This window comes from Aliiroseovarius subalbicans (assembly GCF_022678625.1).
Lineage (GTDB): Bacteria > Pseudomonadota > Alphaproteobacteria > Rhodobacterales > Rhodobacteraceae > Aliiroseovarius_A > Aliiroseovarius_A subalbicans.
The window spans coordinates 286,270-307,452 of the sequence record NZ_JALBYQ010000003.1 but is presented as its reverse complement, the minus strand read 5'-3'; the positions used below and the strand labels follow the sequence as shown (position 1 = coordinate 307,452).

26 protein-coding genes are annotated in these 21,183 nt (G+C 60.1%); 9 read left to right on the top strand and 17 right to left on the bottom strand.

The window, feature by feature from the left end; translation table 11 throughout:
* Positions 1–12 precede the first annotated feature (12 nt).
* From nusA to pip, 4 genes are all read right to left on the bottom strand, one after another.
* Positions 13–1,650, bottom strand: coding sequence for a transcription termination factor NusA (gene nusA, locus MN188_RS11905; protein WP_242109309.1), 1,638 nt, complete (start codon positions 1,648–1,650; stop codon positions 13–15).
* Positions 1,651–1,652: 2 nt separating this feature from the next.
* Positions 1,653–2,237 carry a ribosome maturation factor RimP gene (gene rimP, locus MN188_RS11900; protein WP_242109308.1) on the bottom strand — a complete coding sequence of 195 codons (585 nt, stop codon included), beginning with the start codon at positions 2,235–2,237 and terminating at the stop codon, positions 1,653–1,655.
* A 478-nt stretch (positions 2,238–2,715) separates the two neighbouring features.
* Positions 2,716–3,330: a class I SAM-dependent methyltransferase gene (locus MN188_RS11895; RefSeq protein ID WP_242109307.1), complete on the bottom strand. Its 615-nt coding sequence runs from the start codon at positions 3,328–3,330 to the stop codon at positions 2,716–2,718.
* 92 nt (positions 3,331–3,422) lie between these two features.
* Entirely contained in the window at positions 3,423–4,412 is a 990-nt protein-coding gene (gene pip / locus MN188_RS11890) for a prolyl aminopeptidase (protein ID WP_242109306.1), read from the bottom strand.
* Positions 4,413–4,463: 51 nt separating this feature from the next.
* On the opposite strand from pip, the gene ubiG reads away from it, so the two are divergent.
* Positions 4,464–5,204 carry a bifunctional 2-polyprenyl-6-hydroxyphenol methylase/3-demethylubiquinol 3-O-methyltransferase UbiG gene (gene ubiG / locus MN188_RS11885; protein ID WP_242109305.1) on the top strand — a complete coding sequence of 247 codons (741 nt, stop codon included), beginning with the start codon at positions 4,464–4,466 and terminating at the stop codon, positions 5,202–5,204.
* A gap of 70 nt (positions 5,205–5,274) precedes the next feature.
* Here ubiG and MN188_RS11880 read toward each other — a convergent pair whose 3' ends face one another.
* Genes MN188_RS11880 through MN188_RS11865 form a run of 4 tightly spaced genes read right to left on the bottom strand, consistent with a single transcriptional unit; the run spans position 5,275 to position 7,540 of the window.
* Positions 5,275–5,721 (bottom strand): MarR family winged helix-turn-helix transcriptional regulator, encoded by a 447-nt coding sequence (locus tag MN188_RS11880; protein ID WP_242109304.1) that lies wholly within the window; start codon positions 5,719–5,721, stop codon positions 5,275–5,277.
* On the bottom strand, positions 5,721–6,539 hold the full coding sequence (locus MN188_RS11875) for a carbon-nitrogen hydrolase family protein (RefSeq protein ID WP_242109303.1): 819 nt from the start codon (positions 6,537–6,539) through the stop codon (positions 5,721–5,723). Before MN188_RS11875 ends, MN188_RS11880 begins: the two co-directional genes overlap by 1 nt.
* Complete coding sequence (gene grxC, locus MN188_RS11870; protein WP_242109302.1) at positions 6,539–6,796, bottom strand: glutaredoxin 3; 258 nt, start codon at positions 6,794–6,796, stop codon at positions 6,539–6,541. Before grxC ends, MN188_RS11875 begins: the two co-directional genes overlap by 1 nt.
* 27 nt (positions 6,797–6,823) lie before the next feature.
* The gene (locus MN188_RS11865; protein ID WP_242109301.1) at positions 6,824–7,540 is read right to left on the bottom strand and encodes a ComF family protein; all 717 of its coding nucleotides are present in this window, start codon (positions 7,538–7,540) and stop codon (positions 6,824–6,826) included.
* 30 nt (positions 7,541–7,570) lie between these two features.
* On the opposite strand from MN188_RS11865, the gene MN188_RS11860 reads away from it, so the two are divergent.
* A complete protein-coding gene (locus MN188_RS11860; RefSeq protein ID WP_242109300.1) occupies positions 7,571–8,389 on the top strand; it encodes a methyltransferase domain-containing protein in 819 nt (272 codons plus the stop codon).
* A 53-nt stretch (positions 8,390–8,442) separates the two neighbouring features.
* A complete protein-coding gene (gene hemH / locus MN188_RS11855; RefSeq protein ID WP_242109299.1) occupies positions 8,443–9,477 on the top strand; it encodes a ferrochelatase in 1,035 nt (344 codons plus the stop codon).
* On the opposite strand, the gene MN188_RS11850 is transcribed toward hemH, so the two are convergent.
* Positions 9,474–10,397: a hypothetical protein gene (locus MN188_RS11850; RefSeq protein WP_242109298.1), complete on the bottom strand. Its 924-nt coding sequence runs from the start codon at positions 10,395–10,397 to the stop codon at positions 9,474–9,476. The genes hemH and MN188_RS11850 overlap by 4 nt on opposite strands.
* A 94-nt stretch (positions 10,398–10,491) precedes the next feature.
* Between MN188_RS11850 and hslV the strand changes: the two genes are divergently transcribed.
* The 3 genes from hslV to MN188_RS11835 are packed head-to-tail and all read left to right on the top strand — an operon-like array spanning position 10,492 to position 13,504.
* Positions 10,492–11,049, top strand: coding sequence for an ATP-dependent protease subunit HslV (gene hslV / locus MN188_RS11845; RefSeq protein WP_242109297.1), 558 nt, complete (start codon positions 10,492–10,494; stop codon positions 11,047–11,049).
* The gene (gene hslU, locus MN188_RS11840; RefSeq protein WP_242109295.1) at positions 11,046–12,350 is read left to right on the top strand and encodes an ATP-dependent protease ATPase subunit HslU; all 1,305 of its coding nucleotides are present in this window, start codon (positions 11,046–11,048) and stop codon (positions 12,348–12,350) included. Before hslV ends, hslU begins: the two co-directional genes overlap by 4 nt.
* A 53-nt stretch (positions 12,351–12,403) precedes the next feature.
* Positions 12,404–13,504 (top strand): alpha/beta hydrolase, encoded by a 1,101-nt coding sequence (locus MN188_RS11835; RefSeq protein WP_242109294.1) that lies wholly within the window; start codon positions 12,404–12,406, stop codon positions 13,502–13,504.
* Here MN188_RS11835 and MN188_RS11830 read toward each other — a convergent pair.
* Genes MN188_RS11830 through MN188_RS11820 form a run of 3 tightly spaced genes read right to left on the bottom strand, consistent with a single transcriptional unit; the run spans position 13,481 to position 15,759 of the window.
* Positions 13,481–14,077: a Smr/MutS family protein gene (locus tag MN188_RS11830; protein WP_242109293.1), complete on the bottom strand. Its 597-nt coding sequence runs from the start codon at positions 14,075–14,077 to the stop codon at positions 13,481–13,483. The genes MN188_RS11835 and MN188_RS11830 overlap by 24 nt on opposite strands.
* Positions 14,078–14,080: 3 nt before the next feature.
* Positions 14,081–15,100, bottom strand: a complete 1,020-nt coding sequence (gene mltA, locus MN188_RS11825) for a murein transglycosylase A (RefSeq protein WP_242109292.1) — start codon at positions 15,098–15,100, stop codon at positions 14,081–14,083.
* Positions 15,097–15,759 carry a Tim44/TimA family putative adaptor protein gene (locus tag MN188_RS11820; RefSeq protein ID WP_242109291.1) on the bottom strand — a complete coding sequence of 221 codons (663 nt, stop codon included), beginning with the start codon at positions 15,757–15,759 and terminating at the stop codon, positions 15,097–15,099. Before MN188_RS11820 ends, mltA begins: the two co-directional genes overlap by 4 nt.
* Positions 15,760–15,864: 105 nt before the next feature.
* Here MN188_RS11820 and MN188_RS11815 point away from each other — a divergent pair, with 105 nt between their 5' ends.
* Positions 15,865–16,356: an FxsA family protein gene (locus MN188_RS11815; protein ID WP_242109290.1), complete on the top strand. Its 492-nt coding sequence runs from the start codon at positions 15,865–15,867 to the stop codon at positions 16,354–16,356.
* Here the strand turns inward: MN188_RS11815 and idi are convergent.
* Entirely contained in the window at positions 16,336–16,857 is a 522-nt protein-coding gene (gene idi, locus MN188_RS11810) for an isopentenyl-diphosphate Delta-isomerase (RefSeq protein WP_242109289.1), read from the bottom strand. The two genes, MN188_RS11815 and idi, sit on opposite strands and share 21 nt — an antisense overlap.
* 113 nt (positions 16,858–16,970) lie before the next feature.
* On the opposite strand from idi, the gene secB reads away from it, so the two are divergent.
* Complete coding sequence (gene secB / locus MN188_RS11805) at positions 16,971–17,471, top strand: protein-export chaperone SecB (protein WP_242109288.1); 501 nt, start codon at positions 16,971–16,973, stop codon at positions 17,469–17,471.
* Here the strand turns inward: secB and dnaQ are convergent.
* From dnaQ to MN188_RS11785, 4 genes are read right to left on the bottom strand one after another with little or no spacing between them, the layout of a single operon-like run.
* A complete protein-coding gene (gene dnaQ, locus MN188_RS11800) occupies positions 17,464–18,195 on the bottom strand; it encodes a DNA polymerase III subunit epsilon (protein ID WP_242109286.1) in 732 nt (243 codons plus the stop codon). The two genes, secB and dnaQ, sit on opposite strands and share 8 nt — an antisense overlap.
* The gene (coaE, locus tag MN188_RS11795; protein WP_242109284.1) at positions 18,188–18,787 is read right to left on the bottom strand and encodes a dephospho-CoA kinase; all 600 of its coding nucleotides are present in this window, start codon (positions 18,785–18,787) and stop codon (positions 18,188–18,190) included. Before coaE ends, dnaQ begins: the two co-directional genes overlap by 8 nt.
* A complete protein-coding gene (locus MN188_RS11790; protein WP_242109281.1) occupies positions 18,784–19,617 on the bottom strand; it encodes a shikimate dehydrogenase in 834 nt (277 codons plus the stop codon). The genes coaE and MN188_RS11790 overlap by 4 nt, the downstream gene beginning before the upstream one ends.
* Positions 19,614–20,213, bottom strand: coding sequence for a Maf family protein (locus MN188_RS11785; RefSeq protein WP_242109279.1), 600 nt, complete (start codon positions 20,211–20,213; stop codon positions 19,614–19,616). Before MN188_RS11785 ends, MN188_RS11790 begins: the two co-directional genes overlap by 4 nt.
* 407 nt (positions 20,214–20,620) lie before the next feature.
* Here MN188_RS11785 and MN188_RS11780 point away from each other — a divergent pair, with 407 nt between their 5' ends.
* A complete protein-coding gene (locus tag MN188_RS11780; RefSeq protein ID WP_242109278.1) occupies positions 20,621–21,070 on the top strand; it encodes a CopD family protein in 450 nt (149 codons plus the stop codon).
* Positions 21,071–21,183 lie beyond the last annotated feature (113 nt).

Here is a 21,183-nt window from a genome sequence, read left to right as displayed (position 1 = left end):
TGAGGCCTGAGATCAGGCCTCAGCCTCCGCGTCTGCCACGTCGCTGCCGTCTTCGCCTTCGGTTTCGGTTTCCTCTTCCTCGGCCACAAGATCGGCAGGGTCGACCCAGCCCAGCATCACGCGGGCGGTCATGATCATGTCCTGCGCGTCTTCCAGCGACAGGCCGAATTTCTCCAGCACGCCGTCATCTTTGATGCGCTCACCGTCCTGCGTGGTCCAGCCACCGGCCAGTTCCCAATCGGCGCAGGTTGCGAAGTCTTCCAGCGACTTCACGTCGTCCTCGGCCAAGGCTTCGACCATCTGCGGGGTCAGGCCTTCGAAGGCAATCAGGCTGTCTTCCACCCCCAGCTCGCGGGCGTGGTCCAGGGCCTTCTTGTTCTGCGCATCCAGATAGTCGCGGGCGCGGGCTTGAAGCTCTTCGGCGGTGCCTTCGTCGACACCGTCGATGACCAGAAGCTCATCCAGCTCGACATAGGCGACCTCTTCGAGGTTGGTGAAGCCTTCAGACACCAGAAGCTGTGCGAAGAATTCGTCCAGATCCAGCGTGTCCATGAACAATTGGGTGCGCTCGGCAAATTCTTTCTGGCGGCGCTCCGATTCCTCGGCCTCGGTCATGATGTCGATGTCCATCCCGGTCAGCTGGCTGGCCAGACGGACGTTCTGACCACGGCGACCGATGGCAAGGCTCAGCTGCTCATCGGGCACGACAACTTCGACTCGCTCGGCGTCTTCGTCGAACACAACTTTGGTCACCTCGGCGGGCTGAAGCGCGTTCACCAGGAAGGTGGGCGTGTCTTCGTTCCACGGAATGATGTCGATCTTTTCGCCCTGAAGCTCGTTCACAACGGCCTGCACGCGGCTGCCGCGCATACCGACGCAGGCGCCAACGGGGTCGATCGAGTTGTCATAGGAGATCACGGCAATCTTGGCGCGCGAACCGGGGTCGCGGGCAACGGCTTTGATCTCGATGATGTTGTCGTAGATTTCCGGCACTTCCATCTTGAACAGCTCGGCCATGAACTGCGGATCGGTGCGTGACAGGAAAATCTGCGGCCCGCGCACTTCGCGGCGCACATCCTTGATGTAGCAGCGGATACGATCATTCGGGCGGTAGCTTTCGCGGCCGATCTTTTCGTTGCGGCGCAGGATCGCCTCGCCCGCGCCCACATCGACGATGACATTGCCGTATTCTTCGCGCTTGACCTGACCGTTGATGATCGTGCCGGCGCGGTCCTTGAATTCCTCGTACTGGCGGTCACGCTCGGCTTCGCGCACCTTCTGCAGGATCACCTGCTTGGCACTTTGCGCGGCGATGCGGCCCATCTCAACCGGCGGAACCTCTTCCACGAAGGTGGCACCGATTTCCGGGTTTTCCATATACTGCTTGGCCTGTTCGACGGTGAACTCGGCCTGATAGTTTTCCAGCTCTTCATCCGCGACAACGGTGCGCACACGGGTGAAGGTCGCGCGGCCGGTCTTGCGGTCGATCGTGACACGAATGTCCATCTCGGCGCCGTAACGGCTCTTGGCAGCACGCGCCAGGCTTTCTTCCATCGCCTCGATGACCAGCACGGGGTCGATCATCTTTTCGCGGGCCACGGCCTCGGCAGTCTGGAGTAGCTCCAGCTGGTTAGCAGAAGTAATTGCCATCGTCAGTCCTCCTCAGAACCGGCTTCGGTTTCGATTTCGTCGAATTTGGTTTCGTCAATTGCGCCAGAGGCTTTCTTCTGGCGCAGCATTTCCTTGATCAGGTCGTCGGTCAGAACCAGCTTGGCCTCGGCCAGAAGCTCAAAGGTCAGGCCAATGGTCACGGGCTTGCCGTGGTCTTCGATCTCGACCAGAACCTCGTCACCCTCGGTGCCGGCCAGGTTACCCTTGAACCGCTTGCGCCCGTCGATCATCTCGGACGTTTCCAGCTTGGCGACATAGCCATTCCAGGCATCAAAATCCTTCAACCGGGTCAGCGGTCGGTCGATGCCCGGACTAGACACTTCCAGCGTATAGTTGTTTTCGATCGGGTCTTCGACATCCATTGTGGCGCTGACCGCAGTTGAGATTTCGGCGCAGTCGTCCACTTCGATTCCGCCCTCAGGCTTGTCGGCCATGATCTGAAGCGTGGGCGTGTCGCCCCCCATCAGGCGCAGGCGCACAAGTTCGTACCCCATGCCCTCGATCACGGGGGTCAGCAGGCCCGCAAGCTTGCGGTCAATCGAGGTTTTGGCAACCAGGTCGTTCATCATTCATCCAAGCACAAAAAAACGGGCGCGCGGCCCGTCGATCTTTCCCGGTGGAGCGTTGGGGGTGGAGGCCAACACGCCGCTGTTGATGTGGATATAGAGTGGAACGGGCAGAACTGCAAGGGGCACCTGTTCTTGGCCCATTGGCCGTGCAAGTCACTATGACAGCGTGTGGTCGAGAGGGGGTGAAATGTCCGACAAACTCAGGCGTGTTTTCAGAATCTACCTTGGGCTCGCCGTGCTGGCAACTGCAAGCCTTCTGACGCTCCGTCCTTCTATAACAGCATCGCCTTTGCTCCCGATCGGGGGTTCAACTGGTTTGTCTGGAGGCGGCTCGACCCCGGTGCTCTGTCGCGTCATGCGTTTGGGTCGCCTATCTGACGCTCCAGATTTCCATTTGGGTCGACATCGTATGGGCACCGTTTTTCGCCCTGCATTGTCTGGCCGATGTTCGCCGTCGCAACAAGGAGGCCTCGGCTCAGCCAGGCTTCTTCGCCACCAGGAACAGCGTCTGGAAGCCTCCTTCCGGCACCCAGTCTTCCACCAATTCGAATCCCGCGCTGGTCATGGCCGCGCGCAGCTCATCAACGCCCAGAAATTTCACTGGCGGCACTTTGCCCAGAGCTTTTCCGATGCCGATCACTGGGCGCAGATACCACGCGGACTTCAGACAAACGGTTGAACTGACAAAGACACCGCCGGGTTTCAAGCTGGCAAAAACCTTGCCGATCGTGGCCGTGGAATCCGCAACCAGATGCAGGATCGACAGGCCCAGCACAGCGTCCAGAGATCCGGGGGCAATATCGACCTGGTCGAAATCCGCAACCTCGAACTGAACCTGATCCGCGCCGTCCTTTGCGCGGGCGATGTCGATCATGTTCTCAGAAATGTCGAGCGCGCGGTAGCTTGCCACATGAGGTGCGTGGGAAATCGCCGTGCCACCGGTGCCACAGCCGAACTCCAACGCGGCCATGTCGGGACGCAGGTAAGTCCGGGTCACGGCCAGCTTTCGCTCATAGGCCCCAGGGTCACTGATGGGAGAAGCCGCGTATTTCGCGGCGGTCGCATTCCAAAATTTGACCGGGTCTGTCATGGGCGATCCTTTTTCAACGGGTTTGCGAATAGGCAGGGCATTCAAGCTGGTCCAAACGGGCGGGTGACTTGCGGGATGCGAGTGATTTCACTCTACAACCCCAAGGTTCCGCGTTGGCGGGCCAGTTTGTTCATTGTCCGCACGAGTTCCGATGCAATGCCGGGTTCTGACAGGGCATGGCCGGCCTTCGGGATCATCCGAAATTCCGAGGTCGGCCATGATTTGTGCAGGCGCCAGGCCATGTGCGGCGGGCAGATCATGTCGTGACGGCCCTGCACAATGGTACCGGGCACATGGGCGATCCGAACCATGTTTTTCAGGATCTGCTGACTGTCATCCAAAAAGGCGTTGTTGACGAAATAATGATTCTCTAGCCGGGCAAAGGCGCGGGCATATTCCGCAGGGCTGTCCATCGTCGCGCCGTTGTTGTCGATCGAGGCAAGCGCGTTTTCCCAAGCCGTCCAGGCCTTGGCAAAGGTCACTTCCACACTCCGGTCGCCCGAAAACAGGCGCTTGGAATAGGCCGTTATCAAGTCGCCGCGCTCTTCTTCCGGGACCAGATCGACAAAGCGCTGCCACAGGTCGGGCCAGAACTGCCCCGCACCGCCACCATAGAACCAGTCCAGTTCGCCCGGCGTGGCCAGGAAGATGCCGCGCAACACCAACCAGGCGGCACGATTGGGGTGGGTCTGGGCATAGATCAGCGCAAGTGTTGCGCCCCAACTGCCACCAAAGACGATCCAGCGGTCGACACCTACGGCGCGGCGGATTTCTTCAATGTCTTCGATCAGGTGCCAGGTCGTGTTGGCCTTGATGCTGGCATGGGGCCGCGATCGGCCGCAGCCGCGCTGATCGAACAGGATGACGTGAAACAAGTCGGGATTGAAAAACTGCCGCATGGTCGGGCTGCAGCCGCCCCCCGGGCCGCCATGCAAAACCACGACCGGAATTCCATCCGGATTGCCAACCTGTTCGTAATAGACCTGATGGCCATCGCCGACATCCAGCATGCGCCGGGCAAAGGGCTCAACCCGCGGAAACAAATCTCCGCCTGTGCTGTTTTTTCCTGCGGCCTTGTCCATATTTGACCTATATAACGCGGGCGAGTGTCCCGCCATCAGAAAGAATGAGTGATGCAATCCACGATAGATCCCGCTGAAGTCGCCAAGTTTGAGGCCATGGCCGCCGAATGGTGGGACCCGACGGGCAAATTCAAGCCGCTGCACATGATGAACCCCTGCCGACTGGACTATGTCACCACGCAGATCGCGGCGGAATTTGCCCGTGACCTGACGGGGCCGGCGCCTTTTGAAGGGCTGCGCATCCTCGACATCGGTTGCGGCGGCGGGCTGTTGTCCGAACCGATGGCGCGACTGGGGGCAACTGTGGTTGGCGCCGACGCCGCCGAAGGCAATATCAAGACCGCGTCTGTGCATGCCGAACAGATGGGGCTTGAGATCGATTACCGCTGCACGATGGCCGAAGCGCTGGTGGACGAAGGCGAGACCTTCGACGTGGTGATGGCGATGGAGATCGTCGAGCACGTGGCCGATCCGCAAACCTTCCTGACCGCATGTCAGCAGCTTTTGAAGCCAGGTGGCCTGATGCTGTCGTCCACGATCAACCGGAACCCGAAAAGCTTCATGGTGGCCATTGTCGGCGCCGAACACGTGATGCGCTGGCTGCCCAAGGGCACGCATGAATGGTCGAAATTCATCACGCCGGACGAATTGCAGGCAATGACCGCCGAGACCGGGCTGAGAAATGTCGACCGCAAGGGATTCGTTTTCAACCCGATCACCTGGAGCTGGTCAATCTCGGATCGCGACTTGTCGGTGAACTATGTCACCGCCAGCGTGAAACCCGGGGCGTAGCGCTCCCGCCAATCGTCAGCCGCTGCGCGGCCTTCTCTTGTTGGGCGTGGCCGCGCCTGCGGCGCGGTTGTCAGTGGTCTTCGTCAAAGCGTTCGCGCACTTCGCGCAACACCGGCAGGACCGCGCGCACTTTGTCAACGCCAATCGAGCTGACCACATCCGCGATGATGGGCGTGATGGCCTGAAGCGCTGCATCCCGCGCGGCGCGCCCGGCGGGTGAGATCGTCACGAATTTGCGTCGGGCGTCATCCCAGTCGGGGCGGATGTGCACATGCCCCGCCCATTCCAGTTTATTCAGTGTGTTCGTCATCGCACCACGGGTTAGATGGAATGCCTTGGCCAGTTGCGCCGGGCTTTTCTCCTCACCCGCGCGCGCCAGGTGGTTGAGCACGGAAAAATGGCTCAGTTCCATACCTTTGGGCAGCACCTTGGACAGGCGATTGCGCGCAAGCTGATCGGCCATGAACATTTCACTGAACAGGGCGACGGAGAGGCTATCTGTCGTATGGTCGGACATCAGGGGCCTTTGAACTCGCGATCATGGGTCAGGGACGGGACACGTTGGCGCGACTTTTCCACGTCTGACAGGTCCAAATCAACCAGTGTGACGCCAGGTGCGACACCGGCGTCGGCCAGAACCTCCCCCCAGGGGGCCACTGCAAGGCTGTGTCCGTGGGTCGCGCGCGCCGTAGAATGCTGGCCGCATTGCGCCGGTGCCAGCACGAAACACCCGGTTTCAATCGCCCGCGCGCGCAGCAGGGTTTCCCAATGTGCACGTCCAGTAACCGGAGAAAACGCCGCAGGCACAGTGATGATCTGCGCACCCGCCTTGGCCAGCCGGCGATAGAGATCGGGAAACCGCATATCGTAGCAGATCGTCAGGCCGATCAGGCCCATAGAAGTTTCCGCCAGAACTGCGCGGGTGCCAGGGCGATAACCCGCGCTTTCGCGGTAACTCTCGGTCGCGTCGATCTCAACATCAAACATGTGGATCTTGTTATAACGCGCGACGATATCGCCGCTGGGCGTGATCAGAAACGACCGGTTGGCAAAGCGACCGTCCGAGTCATTCGTCTTCAGCGCGAGCGATCCGATCAGCAGCCAGATGCCCAGCGCCTTTGCCTCGGCCCGAAGGGCCGCCAGCGTAGGGTCATCCGCTTCGTGATGCAGGACCGATTTCTGATGCTTGCGGCTGGTCGAGATGATGTTGGTGACTTCGGGCGTCAGCACGAACTCGGCCCCGCCCGCCGCCGCATCGCGCAGCATCTGAACGGTGACCGGCAGGTTCGCTGCCGGGTCATCCGTGGCCGTGATCTGGACCAGGCCGACGCGCATCAGCCCGCCAGAAGCGGATCGAGCTTGCCCGAACGCTCCAGGTCATAAAGGTCGTCGCAGCCGCCGATGTGCTGGTCGCCGATAAAAATCTGCGGCACTGTGTATCCACCGTTGGCGCGCGTCATCATCTCTTCGCGACGCGTGGGTTCGCGGGCCACGTCGATTTCATCAAACGAAACGTTTTTCGAGGTCAAAAGGCGCTTTGCGGCATGGCAAAAGCCGCACATTTGAGTGGTGTAGATCGTGACAGGTTGCATGGCGTATCCCCTTGGGTTTCGCCCTATCTAAGCATCCTTGACGACCCGCGCCAGTGCCAGCGTGCGCACCTCGGTGGCACCAGCGACTTGGCAGGCCTCGGCCGCCGCGGCAAAGGTCGCGCCTGAGGTCATCACGTCATCGACCAGCAGCACCTTACGGTCCGACAGTTGAACACCCCGCTTCGGGTGCGGCTGGATTGCGTCCTGCATGTTGGTAAAGCGTGCCTCAAGGCTCATCCCGTCATGCGGATTGGTGCGGCGTGGGCGGATCAGGGCGTCAGGGGCAAAGACCAGCTGTGTTTCCGCCGCCAGCGCCTTGGCCAGAACCGCCGCCTGATTATAGCGGCGTTGAAACAACCGGGTCCAATGGGCGGGGATCGGAACGACAACCATGTTCGGATCCAGAATATCCGCTACGGCTCGCGCCATCCAGGCCCCCGCAGGTCGGGCCAGATCCAACCGGTCGCCATGTTTCAACGCCAGCACCAGTTTGCGCGCATTGTCCTTGTAGATCAGCGTCGACCTCCCCCGCGCCCAAGGCCGCGCAATGCTCATGCAGTCGTCGCAATGGGTGACGTGGCCATCATCCTCGCCCGGAAGCGGGGTTCCGCAGGTGTCACAGATCAAACCGTCAATGAAAGGAGTCTGGCGCCAACAGGGGCCACACAGGCCGAACGCGGTCTCGACCGGTTCGCCGCAGCTCACGCATTGTGGCGGAAACAGCAGTGCCAGGGGCGATTGCATTTTCCAACGCTCCTTCTATGGTCCGCGTCCATGACGCAGACCCCTCCGAAATTGACCGACCGCGACCAACTGGCGCGCAACCGCGCCCGCGCGACGCCCCGTGGCATGTTCCTTCAGGAAGACGCCGCCGACGAAGTGCAGGATCGCTTAACAGAGGTTAACAGAACGTTTACCAACCCGGCCGTTGTGACGGGTTTTCCGCACTTTTGGGCGAATTTCTTCCCCGATGCCAAGATTGTGCACGATGATGAGGTATTGGATCTTGAGCCGCAGGCGCATGATCTGGTGATCCACGGCCTGTCGCTGCATTGGGCAAATGACCCGGTGGGTCAGCTGATCCAGTGCCGCCGAGCCTTAAGGGCTGACGGATTGTTTTTGGGCGTTATGTTCGGCGGACAGACGTTGAGTGAGCTGCGCGGCATCTTGTCCGAGGCCGAAGTCGCACTGACCGGCGGGCTGTCGCCCCGCATCGCACCAATGGGTGAAATTCGCGACCTGGGCGCACTGCTGCAACGCGCCGGGTTCGCGCTACCTGTCGCCGACAGCGCCCTGCGCAATGTGTCGTATGAAAACGCGATGTCGCTGATGCACGATCTGCGCGCGATGGGCGAGGCAAATGCGCTGGCACAGCGGCGCAGGCACATGACACCACGGGCGATGTTTCGGGATGTTGCGGACCGCTACGCCGCTCATTTCGGCGCTGATGGGCGCATTCCTGCGACGTTCGAGATGATCTTCCTGACTGGCTGGGCCCCGGATGAAAGCCAGCAAAAACCGCTCCGCCCCGGGTCTGCGGCGGCACGATTGGCCGATGCGCTGGGCACAGATGAAACCAAACTGTGTGATTGACCGTAATTGAAAAAGCCTTATTCAACCCTGACTCACGCCAAGCGGACTCTGACATGACCCAAACCAAACCTGCCGATCATCCCGAAATCCAACCCCGCAAGGTTGGCGTCCTGATTGCCAATCTCGGTACGCCGGACAGCTATGATTACTGGCCGATGCGACGGTATCTGAACGAGTTCCTGTCGGACAAGCGCGTCATCGATTACCCGTCCTGGAAATGGCAACCGCTGCTGCAATCGGTCATCCTGACAAAGCGCCCGTTCACGTCAGGTGCGGCCTACAAGTCGATCTGGAACCACGACGAAGGCGAAAGCCCTCTGATGACGATCACCAAGGCGCAAACCGAAAAGCTGCGTGCGGCGTTGGAAAAGCGGTACGGGGAACGGGTCGTGCTGGATTTCTGCATGCGCTATGGCAATCCGTCGACCACGTCCAAGCTGCGCGCGTTGGTGGACGCGGGCTGTGACAAGGTGTTGTTCTTCCCGCTTTACCCACAATACGCCGGGGCCACATCTGCAACGGCGAACGACCAGTTCTTTCGGGCCTTGATGGAAGAAAAGGCCCAGCCCGCCGCCCGAACCGTGCCCCCGTATTTCGAGGATGAGGCCTATCTTGATGCCCTCGCCGGATCGGTTGAACGCGCTTATGAACAGATCGAGGTGCGGCCTGACACTCTAGTCGTATCGTACCACGGAATGCCCATCCGTTATCTGACCGAAGGCGATCCGTATCATTGCCAGTGCCAGAAAAGCACGCGCCTGTTGAAAGAGCGCCTGGGTTGGTCAGATGACGATATCACCACGACTTTCCAATCCGTTTTTGGCCCCGAGGAATGGCTGAAACCCTATACGGTCGAAGAGGTCGCGCGGCTGGCAAAGGCGGGGAAAAAGAACATCGCCGTGATTGCCCCGGCCTTTTCTGCCGACTGCATCGAAACGCTGGAAGAGATCGAAGAAGAAATCCGTGAAGCGTTCATCGAAGCAGGCGGCGAAAGCTTTACCTATATCCCCTGCCTGAATGACGACGATGCGCATATCGCGGCGCTGTCGGGAATCATTCAGCGCAATCTTATGGGTTGGGTGGATTAATCCACCTGCCACCCATGCCGGCGCACGCGGTCCAGAATGGCGCTTTCGGCGCTGTCGATGTCTGCCTTGATGGCGTTCATCTGGATGAACCAATACAGGTATTTGTCAAAAGCAGGGGTTCGTTTTTTCATCTCGGAAAAGGCTCTATTCAGGCCCAATTCGGAAACGTTCGCCATCTGATGATGAAAATCAATCTGCCCGAACAGCACCGCAGGTTTGTGGAAAAAGAAGCCCGACAGGGCAGCCGCCGAGTTCTCTGTGACAATGTGATCACAAACCCTCAGCGCCTGATCCATCCCGCCAGTTTGCAGCATAATTCGGGGGTCAGCGTCAGCGATGCCCTGGACCGCTGACAATTCTTCCGGTGAATAGGCCTCCCCCGGATGCAGGCCCAACAAAATCGGCTTGTCACCAACCTGATCCTGCGTGGCGCGGATCATGTTGACCGGGCTGTGGGTCTGGAAACTGCGCCGTTCCAACAGGCGACCTTGAAGCGGGATGTAAACGGGGCCGTTGCGGGTCACACCGTCCAGTGTTTTGGCCTTGAAGATCCACTTGCGCCAACGGTTTGCCCAGTTCTCTGCCTTAATAGGGTCTATTTTTGCCGGATCGAACCGCTGCTGCGCCACCTCGAACTCCCACCGTTTGGCCGAGGCTTCGATACGCCAGAACGGGTAGTAATAAGCGCGGCGCAAGGTCAGCGCTTTGGCGTGAAAAGGGTCATCCATCAAAAACAGCGAATACCCGTTGCGGGTTGCGGATTTTCGCATCTCGCTTTCGCTGTTCTTTCTCAGCTCGACCCGGAACCCCTGACCCTCAAAGGCCGCCGTGACACGGCTTACGATTCCAAACGCCCCATCTCGCGCGTGGTCCAGCGAGGAAGGGTCAAGATAGATGCGAAGAATTTTCGGCTCGGCCATGCCTGCACGCTATCCAAGCCGACAGTCGGACGCAAACGCTTGTGCGCAGCGGCGCCCGTGTCCATATATCTTCGCAATCGGAATTGGAGACGACATGGCAGAGAGCGAATTTCCAGGCTGGCACGGCACCACGATCATCGGCGTGCGCAAGGGCGACGAAGTTGTGGTGGCAGGCGACGGGCAGGTGAGCCTCGGCCAAACCGTCATTAAGGGATCCGCCCGCAAGGTGCGGCGCCTGTCGCCCGGCGGCTATGACGTTGTCGCGGGCTTTGCCGGGTCGACCGCCGACGCCTTCACGCTGTTGGAACGGCTGGAGGCCAAGCTTGAGGCCACGCCGGGGCAATTGCAGCGTGCGTCGGTCGAGCTGGCGAAAGACTGGCGCACGGACAAGTATCTGCAAAAGCTGGAGGCGATGCTGATCGTCACGGACGGGACCGAGCTTTATATCATCACCGGCGCGGGCGACGTGTTGGAGCCTGAACATGACGTGGCCGCAATCGGATCGGGGGGCAACTTTGCCCTGGCCGCAGCGCGCGGGCTGATGGAAACGGACGGCGACGCGGAAAGTGTCGCGCGCCGGGCAATGGCGATCGCCGCCGACATTTGCGTTTACACCAACGGCAACCTGACCGTGGAGAAGATTTCAAAATGACCGACCTGACCCCGCGAGAGATCGTGTCCGAGCTGGACCGCTTCATCATTGGCCAGAGCGACGCCAAGCGCGCCGTGGCCGTGGCCCTTCGCAACCGCTGGCGGCGCAAACAGCTGGGCGATGACCTGCGCGAAGAGGTGTATCCCAAGAACATCCTGATGATTGGCCCGACCGGTGTCGGCAAAACCGAGATCAGCCGCCGCCTGGCCAAGCTGGCCCGCGCACCTTTCATCAAGGTCGAGGCGACGAAGTTCACCGAGGTCGGCTATGTCGGCCGTGACGTGGAACAGATCGTGCGTGATCTGGTCGACGCCGCCATTCTGCAGGTCCGCGAACACATGCGTGAGGACGTGAAGGCCCGCGCCGAAGCCGCCGCCGAGGACCGCGTAATCGAAGCCATCGCCGGCACCGATGCGCGCGAGGCCACCCGCGAGATGTTTCGCAAGAAACTGCGCACCGGGGACCTGGACGACCATGAGATCGAGCTGGACGTGGCCGACAATTCCAACCCGATGGGCGGCATGGAAATTCCCGGTCAACCGGGTCAGCCGGGCATGATGAACCTGGGTGACATCTTCGGCAAAGCCTTCGGCGGGCGCACCGTGCGCAAGAAGATGACAGTGCGCGATAGCTACGGCGTGCTGATCGCTGATGAGGCTGACAAGCTTCTGGACGAAGAAACCGTCACCAAGGCCGCGCTGGAATCGGTTGAGCAGAACGGCATCGTATTCCTGGATGAAATCGACAAGGTCTGCGCCCGGTCTGATGCCCGCGGAGGCGATGTCAGCCGCGAGGGCGTACAGCGCGACCTTTTGCCATTGATCGAAGGCACCACCGTTTCGACGAAACATGGCGCGGTGAAAACCGACCACATCCTGTTTATCGCCTCGGGCGCGTTTCACATTGCCAAGCCCTCGGACCTGTTGCCTGAACTGCAGGGCCGCCTGCCGATCCGGGTCGAGCTTCGACCGCTGACCGAGGGTGACTTTGTGCGCATTCTGACGGAAACCGATAATGCGCTGACCCGGCAATACACCGCGTTGATGGGCACCGAAGAGGTCACCGTGACCTTTACCAAGGACGGTATTGCCGCCCTTGCCAAGATCGCGGCCGAGGTAAACCAGAGCGTCGAAAACATCGGCGCGCGGCGACTTTACACCGTGTTGGAGCGGGTGTTTGAAGAGCTGTCTTTCACCGCCCCGGACAGGTCCGGGGATGAGGTCGTGGTGGATGCCCAATTCGTCGATGCCAACCTGGGTGAGCTGATGAAATCGGCGGACATGAGCCGCTACGTGCTCTAGCAACCAGGCTAAAGCTGCGATAGCTGTGGGCAGACGTTACCTGGTTTGCCCACATGCCCCGATATGTTGCCCTGTGTCTGATCGTTCTGACTGCCTGCGCCCCGCGTGGGCATCTGACGATTGACCCGGACGCGGGTCAGGTCGGACAGATCGAAACGATTCTGGTCGGCTCATCACGCGAACTGAACGACAAGGACGAACCGGGCACTGCACGCGCCGAGGGCATGCACTATGGGCGGTTCGAGGTTTCGATCCCGCCCGCGCATGAGCCGGGCAAGATCGAGTGGCCCTATAGCAACCCCGACCCGACCAAGCATTTCCTGACCCAATCGGCGACGAACCTGAGTGGCGTCGCTGGATTCGAGGCCGCGTTGTCACGCGAATTGCGTGGGCGACCGCGTGGTGATCGTCAGGTCGTCCTGTTTGTTCATGGCTACAACTCCCTGTTTGCCGAGGGTCTATACCGCTTTGCCCAGATGCGGACAGATGTCGGCATTCCCGATGTTGCGGTACATTACTCCTGGCCCAGCGGCGGCAACCCTTTTGGGTATGTCTATGACCGCGACAGCATGCTTTTTGCGCGCGACGGGTTAGAGGAAATGATCAATGCGGTCGTGGATGCCGGGGCCGAAGGCATCGTGCTGGTCGGGCATTCCATGGGATCGCTTCTGATCATGGAAACGATACGTCAGATGGCGATCCGTGATCCGAAAGGCTTCGACAAGGCGTTGGATGGCGTGATCCTGGTGTCGCCGGATGTGGACATTGACCTGTTCAAGAAACAGGCCCAGCGCATTGGCCCGCTACCACAGCCGTTCGTGATCTTCAGTTCCAGCCGCGATGTGCTGTTGCGATTGTCGGCGTCGCTGACCGGGCGCAAGGACCGGTTGGGCAACATCGAAGATTTCGAAGAATTGGCCGAGCTTGATGTGACCGTGGTCGATGTGTCGGCCTTTACGGACGCCGAAAGCAGTCACATCACCGCAATTGCATCTCCCGCCTTCCTGCGGCTGATCGACAGCATGGGTGAGATTGACTCGTCGTTGCAGGGGGATCCGTCGCAACGGATTGGCCTTTTGCCCGGAACGGTTCTAGTGGTTCAGAATGCCACGGCCATCATCCTGACCCCGCTATTGGCTACGGGCGCGCCGTAGATAAACATAATACGCACCCTGACCACCGTGCTTCAGATGTGCCTCGGCGATCTGAAGGATATGCGGTCTGAGTGGCATCGAATGCAGCCAATGCGGAACCTGGTGGCGCAGCACGCCGTAACGCATCGGCATCGGGCCGTCATGAGGTTTCGATTTGCCCTTTCCAGTGATGACCAAAACCAGGCGCCGATCCATCGCGACCGAGTTCAGGATGAAATTCAACAACGCCGGGTGGGCCTGTGCGATGGTCATGCCATGCAGGTCGATCCGCGCCTCAGGCGCCAGACGTCCGCGCTTCATCTTGCCAAAGGCTTTGCGGTCCATCGCGACCGGGTGGTTTGCGACATGCTGCGAGATTGACGGTGCCAGATCGTGCGGGCGGGCGCGAGGCTTGGCAGCTTCGCCAACGCGGAACCGGGGGTTTGCAACCTTTGGTGGCGTCAGATTGGGTGTGGGTTTGGGGTGCGCGGCCGAAACTTCAGGGCGCTCGGGCAGGGTGCGGGTGGTATTTTCCGTCGCCTTGTTCCAAAGCTCTCGCTCATCGGGGCGCAGATTGCGGGGCTTTCGGGCCATTCCTCAACCCTCCGGTGACAGGGCATAGGCCCGCTGGATTGGCAACAGAACCACCATGCGCCCCGGATCACGCACCTTGCCGGCCCGCAGCCCGGCCTGGTCGCCGGTGCCAAAGAAGATATCAGCGCGCTGGGCGCCCTTGATGCGCGACCCGGTATCCTGCGCCACCATCAGGCGGCTGAACGCCCCGGCCCCACCCTTCTCCAGCCAGACCGGCGCGCCCAACGGGGTAAAAACCGGGTCGACCGCCAGCGTGCGCTCGGCGGTAATCGACCGGTTCATCGCGCCCACCGGGCCCTTCGACGTCGGCATCCGGCCGAGTTCCCGGAAATAGACATATGACCCATTGTGCCACATCAGCTCCTGCCCCGCTTCGGGGTTGCGGCGCACCCAGGACTGGATCACCTGCGCGGACACCTGATGTCGGTTGTAGATACCCATCTCGACCAGCTTGTCACCAAGCGAGCGGAACCGATGCCCGTTTGACCCGGCATAGCCCAGCCGGATCGAGCCACCGTTCGGCAGGAGAATGCGGCCAGACCCCTGAATTTGCAGAAATTGAAGTTCGATCGGGTCCTCGACCCAGGCGATTTCCAGCCCGCGGCCGCGCAGCACGCCCTCCTGTTCGATCTGACGACGGGTATAGCCCGCCTCACCCGCCGGTTTGCGATAGACTGGGTGGCGGTACCGCGCATCGGGGGCCCGGGCGCCGCGAATTTCCGGTTCGAAATACCCGGTGAACAGCCCGTCCTTGCCATCCTCGATCAAGACCGGGCGAAAGAACAGTTCAAAGAAGGTGCGTCCGCTGTCCTGAGTTTTTGCCAATGTGCAAATCGGCGCCCATTCCGGGTCATCCAACAGGCGACACGTGTCCAAAAACACGCCCAGCGCAGCCTGGTGATCATCCTGATCCCAGCCCTGCAAATCATCGAACGACAGTATCGTGACGTCAGCCTCGTCCAGCCCGGCAAGAACCGGGGTGGCCACAAGGGCCAACACGGTTGCCAGGCGGCGCAAGGTCATTCACCCGTGGCGACAAGCTGCCAGTTGGGGTTGTCCGAGCCCATGATGCGCGCAAAGCTCCAGACGTCTTTCTGGCGCTTCACCTCGTTCGGGTTGCCCTCGATGATCTTGCCCGCCTTGTCGCGCACGACCGAGGTCTGTTCACCGACAAAACGTACGGTCACTTCGCCTTCATTGGTCGAGCGGTCGAACTCGGCGCCCATCAGCTTCATCTCACGCAGGCCGACGAAATTCGCGTCGATCGTCAGGCCCTGCTTTTCACGCGCCTCGACGACGCCAGCAAAGCTTTCATAGACCTCTTCGGACAGGAACGGCTTGATCTTGGCCATGTCGCCCGCTTCGAACCCCATCAGGATCATTTCGTAAGCCCCGCGCGCCCCGTTCAGGAAATCGCCGACATGGAAGTCGGCATCGGCAAGCTTCATCGCGGCCAGCGCCTTGGCGGCATCGCTGTCAGCATCCACGTGATCCACGATGTCACTGTCTGGCCCGCCTTCGATCACCTCGAAGGTGCCGCGTTGCGTTTCAGCATTATCGGGCTTGCGGGTTACGGCGGGTTTCTCGAACCCCTCCCGCGTGCCCAGCACATCGCGCAGGCGCAGGATCAGAAAAATAGCAATTCCGGCGAGGACCAGAAGTTGGATCACGGGTGAGCTCATCATAACCTCTTTTCAGGCGCGGTTTGAAACATGCGCTAACGGGACATATGTAGGGCAGGCACGGGGTCAAGTCCACCACACCCCAGATCAAGAAAAGAGGATCATATGTGGCTTTTTGCGCTGTTCGTGGCGGTACCGCTGATTGAGATCGGCCTGTTCATTCAAGTGGGCGGCGCGATTGGCCTGTGGCCGACGCTTGCGATTGTCGTTGTAACGGCCATTCTTGGCACGTCCTTGGTGCGTGCACAGGGTGCGATGGCAATGGGGCAGCTGCGCGACAGCTTCAACCAGCTGAACGATCCGACCGAGCCGCTGGCCCATGGCGCGATGATCCTGTTCTCCGGCGCTTTGCTGCTGACACCGGGGTTTTTCACCGATGCGGTCGGCTTTGCGCTTCTCATCCCACCCGTGCGGCGCGCGGTCTTCAAGTACTTCGCCGCGCGGGTGAAGGTGCAAAGCTTCACGATGGGGGCTGAAATGCACCAACGCGCGCCACAGGGCGAGGACGTGATTGATGGCGATTTCACCGATGTGACGCCAGAGAAGAAACCGACGCACCCGGGCGTTCAGGGTCCGTCAGGCTGGACCAAACACTGACGCCTTGTGCTCGGCAAGATAGATACGCAGCCAGGGGGTGAATTTCTCGGGTGCGCTGGCCGCTTCGGCTTCCAGATCTTCCAGTGACACCCAGCGAACCGCCTGAACCTCTTCGGGGTTCAGATCCAGCGCGGGGCGCGTGGCGGGGGCGGCCAGGAACAGGTCCACAACCTCATGCTCCACCATTCCACCGCCGACCTCGGCGCGATATTCAATCTGACCCTTCCAGACCGGATCGACCCCGACCAGCCCCAGCTCCTGCTCCAACCGCCGCACCGCACAGTCGCGCGGGTCCTCGTCCCAATGCGGATGGGTGCAACAGGTGTTCGCCCACAGACCCGGCGTATGATACTTGCCCGCCGCGCGTTGCTGGATCAGAACCTCACCATCCTGCACAACGAAAACCGACACGGCCTTGTGGCGCAGCCCGTCCAGATGGGCTGCCAGTTTCTCGACAGGTTGAAGGGTGTCGCCCACCCAGGCTGGGATCATATCTCTCATGCACCGCGACATATCCCGTCCGCGGGCCTGCGAAAACCCCCAAGGCGTTGAGACCCCCCGCATGACCTGCTAAGGACGGTTCCGACCAAGTATTCACGCAGGAGAAATGCGATATGGCCGACGACGCCCCCAAACAAGACGCCCCTCAGACCCCGGTGCCGCCCAAGATGCAAGTTCTGGGCCAGTTCATTCGCGACATGTCGTTTGAAAACATCCTGGCGCAAAAGGGTGTATCCGGCGAAGTGCAGCCCGACATCAATGTCGAGGTCGCCCTGGACGCCAAGAAGCGCCCGACCGACAACCAGTATGAGGTGATGTCGAAATACACCGTGTCCTCCAAAAACAAGGCCGGTGGCGAACAGCTGTTCCTGCTGGAACTGGAATACTCGGGCATTTTCCAGATCGAGAACGTGCCGGAAGAACAGCTTCATCCCTTCCTGATGATCGAATGCCCGCGCATGCTGTTCCCCTTCGTGCGCCGCATTGTTTCGGACGTGACCCGTGACGGCGGCTTCCCGCCGCTGAACCTGGACACGGTGGATTTCCTTGCGTTGTATCGCCACGAGCTTGAGCGCCGCGCGTCCGCCGAAAAAGAAGGTCAGCCGGTCAGCTGAGCTTTTTCCAAAGCGCGTCGTCGCCCAGACCGTCAACAAAGGCGGCGTGGGCGGCGGCTTCTTCCTCGCTCAGACGTGAGGGAAGCGGCGTGGGCCGTGCGGTTGGGCGCCAGTCACCGCCGCCCCCAGCCTGGGTTGCCGCGCCGGTATCCGCTGCCAAAACAAGGTCGGGCTGACGCCCGCCGATCAATTCCAGATACACTTCTGCCAGGATCTCGGAATCAAGCAGCGCGCCGTGCAGCGTGCGCGACGAATTGTCGATGCTGAAGCGCCGGCACAGGGCGTCCAGCGACGCGGGCGCGCCGGGAAACTTCTTGCGCGCAATCTCCAATGTGTCGATCGCCTGTTCCATCGGCAATTGCGGCAGGTTCATCCACTTTAGTTCTGCGTTCAAAAAGCGCATGTCGAATTTCGCGTTGTGAATCACAAGCTTGGCGTCCTGGACAAAGTTCAGGAAATCCTGCCCAACCTTGGCGAAAACCGGTTTGTCGCGCAGGGTGACTTCGCCCCCTTCCGCCGCACGGGGTGGTTCCAGGATATCCGGGCCGATGCCGTGCACCTCAAACGCGCCCTGCGGCATCGAGCGTTCCGGGTTGATATAAACGTGAAACGTCTTGCCGGTCGGCATGTGGTTGAGCAGCTCAAGGCAACCGATTTCAACGATGCGGTCGCCGCTTTCCGGCTCAAACCCGGTGGTTTCCGTATCCAGCACGATCTCACGCAAGGGTCAGCCTTTCTTGAACGTGGTCCATCACCTCAGCCACCGCCGCGCGGGCGCCGTCCAGCGTATCGGTCGGAATGATGACATCCGCCCGAGCGCGTTTGTGCGCATCGGGCACCTGTTTGGCCACAATGTTCTCGAATTGCGCCGCGTTCATCGTGCCGCGCTCCAACACGCGTCTGCGTTGGATGTCCGCCGGAGCGGAGACGACAGCGACCAGGTCAACCTGATCCGCTGCACCGATTTCAAACAGCAACGGCATGTCGAGCAGCACGACAGGCGCGTCCGTGTCCTCAAGAAACCGCGCGCGGTCGTCGGCCACCAGGGGGTGCACGATTTTTTCAAGTTGTTTCAAAGCTGTATCGTCACGGCCCATCCAGTCTTTGAGCTGGTCCCGGTCCACGCGGCCCTCAACGATCGCATCGGGGCACAGCGCGCCCACGGGTCCGACCGCCGCGCCACCGGGGGCATAAATCCGATGCACCGCCGCGTCCGCGTCCCAGATGGGCACGCCCAGATCGGCAAACATCGCCGCCGTCGTGCTTTTGCCCATTCCGATGGACCCGGTCAGGCCGATGATGAACGGGTCGCTCATCTTAGCACGGCCTTACGCAGCGCGTCATCGACCACCGGGCGTTCGCCAAACCAGCGCTCAAACCCTGGTACGGCTTGGTGCAACAACATGCCCAGACCATCCACGGTGATGCAGCCCGCCTTGGCAGCGGTTTGCAGAAGCGGGGTGATCAGCGGGGTATAGACGATGTCGGTGACAACTGCGCCCGGCATCAACCCATCCAGAGGCACGCGAAACTCGGGCTTGCCAACCATGCCAAGGGACGAGGTATTTACCACTGTCGTTGCGCCATCCAGCATGTTTCCGGCCTGAACCCAATCGACCACAGTGATTTTGGTCCCGAACTCATGCTGCAACGCCTCGGCGCGCGCACGGGTGCGGTTTGCAAGGCGAATATCAGTGACGCCCACTTCGATCAGCGAAGCCAAAATGGCCCGCGCAGCCCCGCCGGCACCAAACACAGCCGCATGACCCGCCTTCGGGTTCCACCCCGGCGCGCCATGGCGCAGGTTTTCAATGAAGCCGTAACCATCTGTATTATCAGCGTGAATCTTGCCATCCTTGCGAAAGATCAGAGTATTCGCGGCTCCAATCAGCGCCGCACGGTCGGTTACAAGGTCGGCAATTCCCAACACCGCCTCTTTATGCGGAAGGGTAACGTTGCAGCCCATGAACCCGGCTTTGGGCAGGGTGCGAATGACGTCCTCAAGGTCGTCTCGGCCCACCTGCATCGGGATGTAATGACCGGGCAGGCCCATGGATTTCAGCCAGTGACCATGCAGTCGCGGGGAAAGGGAATGTGCCACCGGGTCGCCAATAACGCCCGCCAGGGGGATTTTGCGCTCGCTCATATCTCAAGCTCCTTCCGAACAATGAGATACGATATCAGTTCGGTCAGCGGCAAACCCAAAACGTTGAAATAGTCGCCCTCGATGCGCGAAAACAGGCGCACGCCTTCTTCCTCAAGCTTGTAGGCGCCCACCGCCCAGCGGACGCTATCCCAGTTGCGGGCCACATAGTCGTCTATGTAACCATCAGAAAGTTCACGCATTTTCAGGCGCACGATGCCGACATGACGCCAAATTGGCTTACCCCCTTCGAACAAGACAGCGGCGGACAACAGGCGGTGTGTCTGGCCCGACAAAAGGCGCAGTTGCGTCACCGCCTGTTCAGGCCCACCAGGTTTTGCCAGGATTTCACCGTTCACCTCGGCGACCTGATCGCAGCCCAGAACCAAGGCATCGGGGTGCTTTTCGCTGATCTTGCGTGCTTTGAACTCCGCCAAAGCATCAGCGATATCGCGAGGGCCAGCCCCGTCCGCCTCAAGGCTCGCGCGGATCATTTCTTCGTCGATCCGCGCTGGGATGACGTCAATACTGATCCCCGCGTTGCGCAACAGATCCGCCCGGATTTCCGAGGCCGAAGCCAATGTGATCTTGCGCCCCATGTTCACAACCCTGTGGATATTTGCTGTTTGTTCGCGAGGGGTAAAAGCGTGGTTATGTACTCACCCCGCGTTACCCCCAGATTCCATGAAATTCCTAACCCACTTTCAACCGACGATCCACCGTGGACAAGGAAGTTTCGGTTTCGTGGAAAACCGGGAACTTTAAACTTTTGCCGGGTTTTGGCCCCAGAGTTTCAAATCTTTAAACTGTTTAAACTTCGGGGATTTTCAGGTTTTCCACAAAGTCGTCATCAGAGCGGGAATGGTCGGGACGTTTTCGGGGATAAATGAATAATCCCCACTATCCACAGGACCTACAAAAACATCATCTCTTTCTTTCTTTTCTTTTTTATTATTAGAAAGCCTGACCGGTCCCGCCTGGGATTGCACAAAGAAGGGCTTAGAAAATGACAGACATGCTGATCGAGTTTTACCCTTGGGCCAAAGCGCTCCATATCGTATCGGTGATCGCCTGGATGGCCGGTCTGTTCTATCTGCCCCGTCTTTTTGTCTATCACACCGAGGAAGTCGGGTCAGGCAATGAAACGGACATTTTGTTTCAGACAATGGAACGGCGCCTGTTGAAAGCAATCATGAACCCGTCGTTGATAGCCAGCTGGCTGTTCGGTCTGATCCTTGTCTTCACGCCGGGGATTGTTGGGTGGGATTTCGTCTGGCCCTGGACCAAGGGCGCGTCTGTGATTGCGATGACCTGGTTTCACATGTGGCTTGCCATGCGGCGCAAGGATTTCGTTGCGGGAACCAACACGCTGACCGGTCGCCGCTATCGCATCATGAACGAATTTCCGACGCTTCTGATGCTGGTCATCGTCTTCTCGGTTATCTTCAAGTTCTAGGATTTCTTGACTCGCGACGCCCAGCGGCCTATCTAGCCGCCAAGCAGGCCGTCCGGCCGTACGCTGTTTCCCATTTCTGATATGACCGCGCCCTTTCTCGCGCCGTCGGTGAG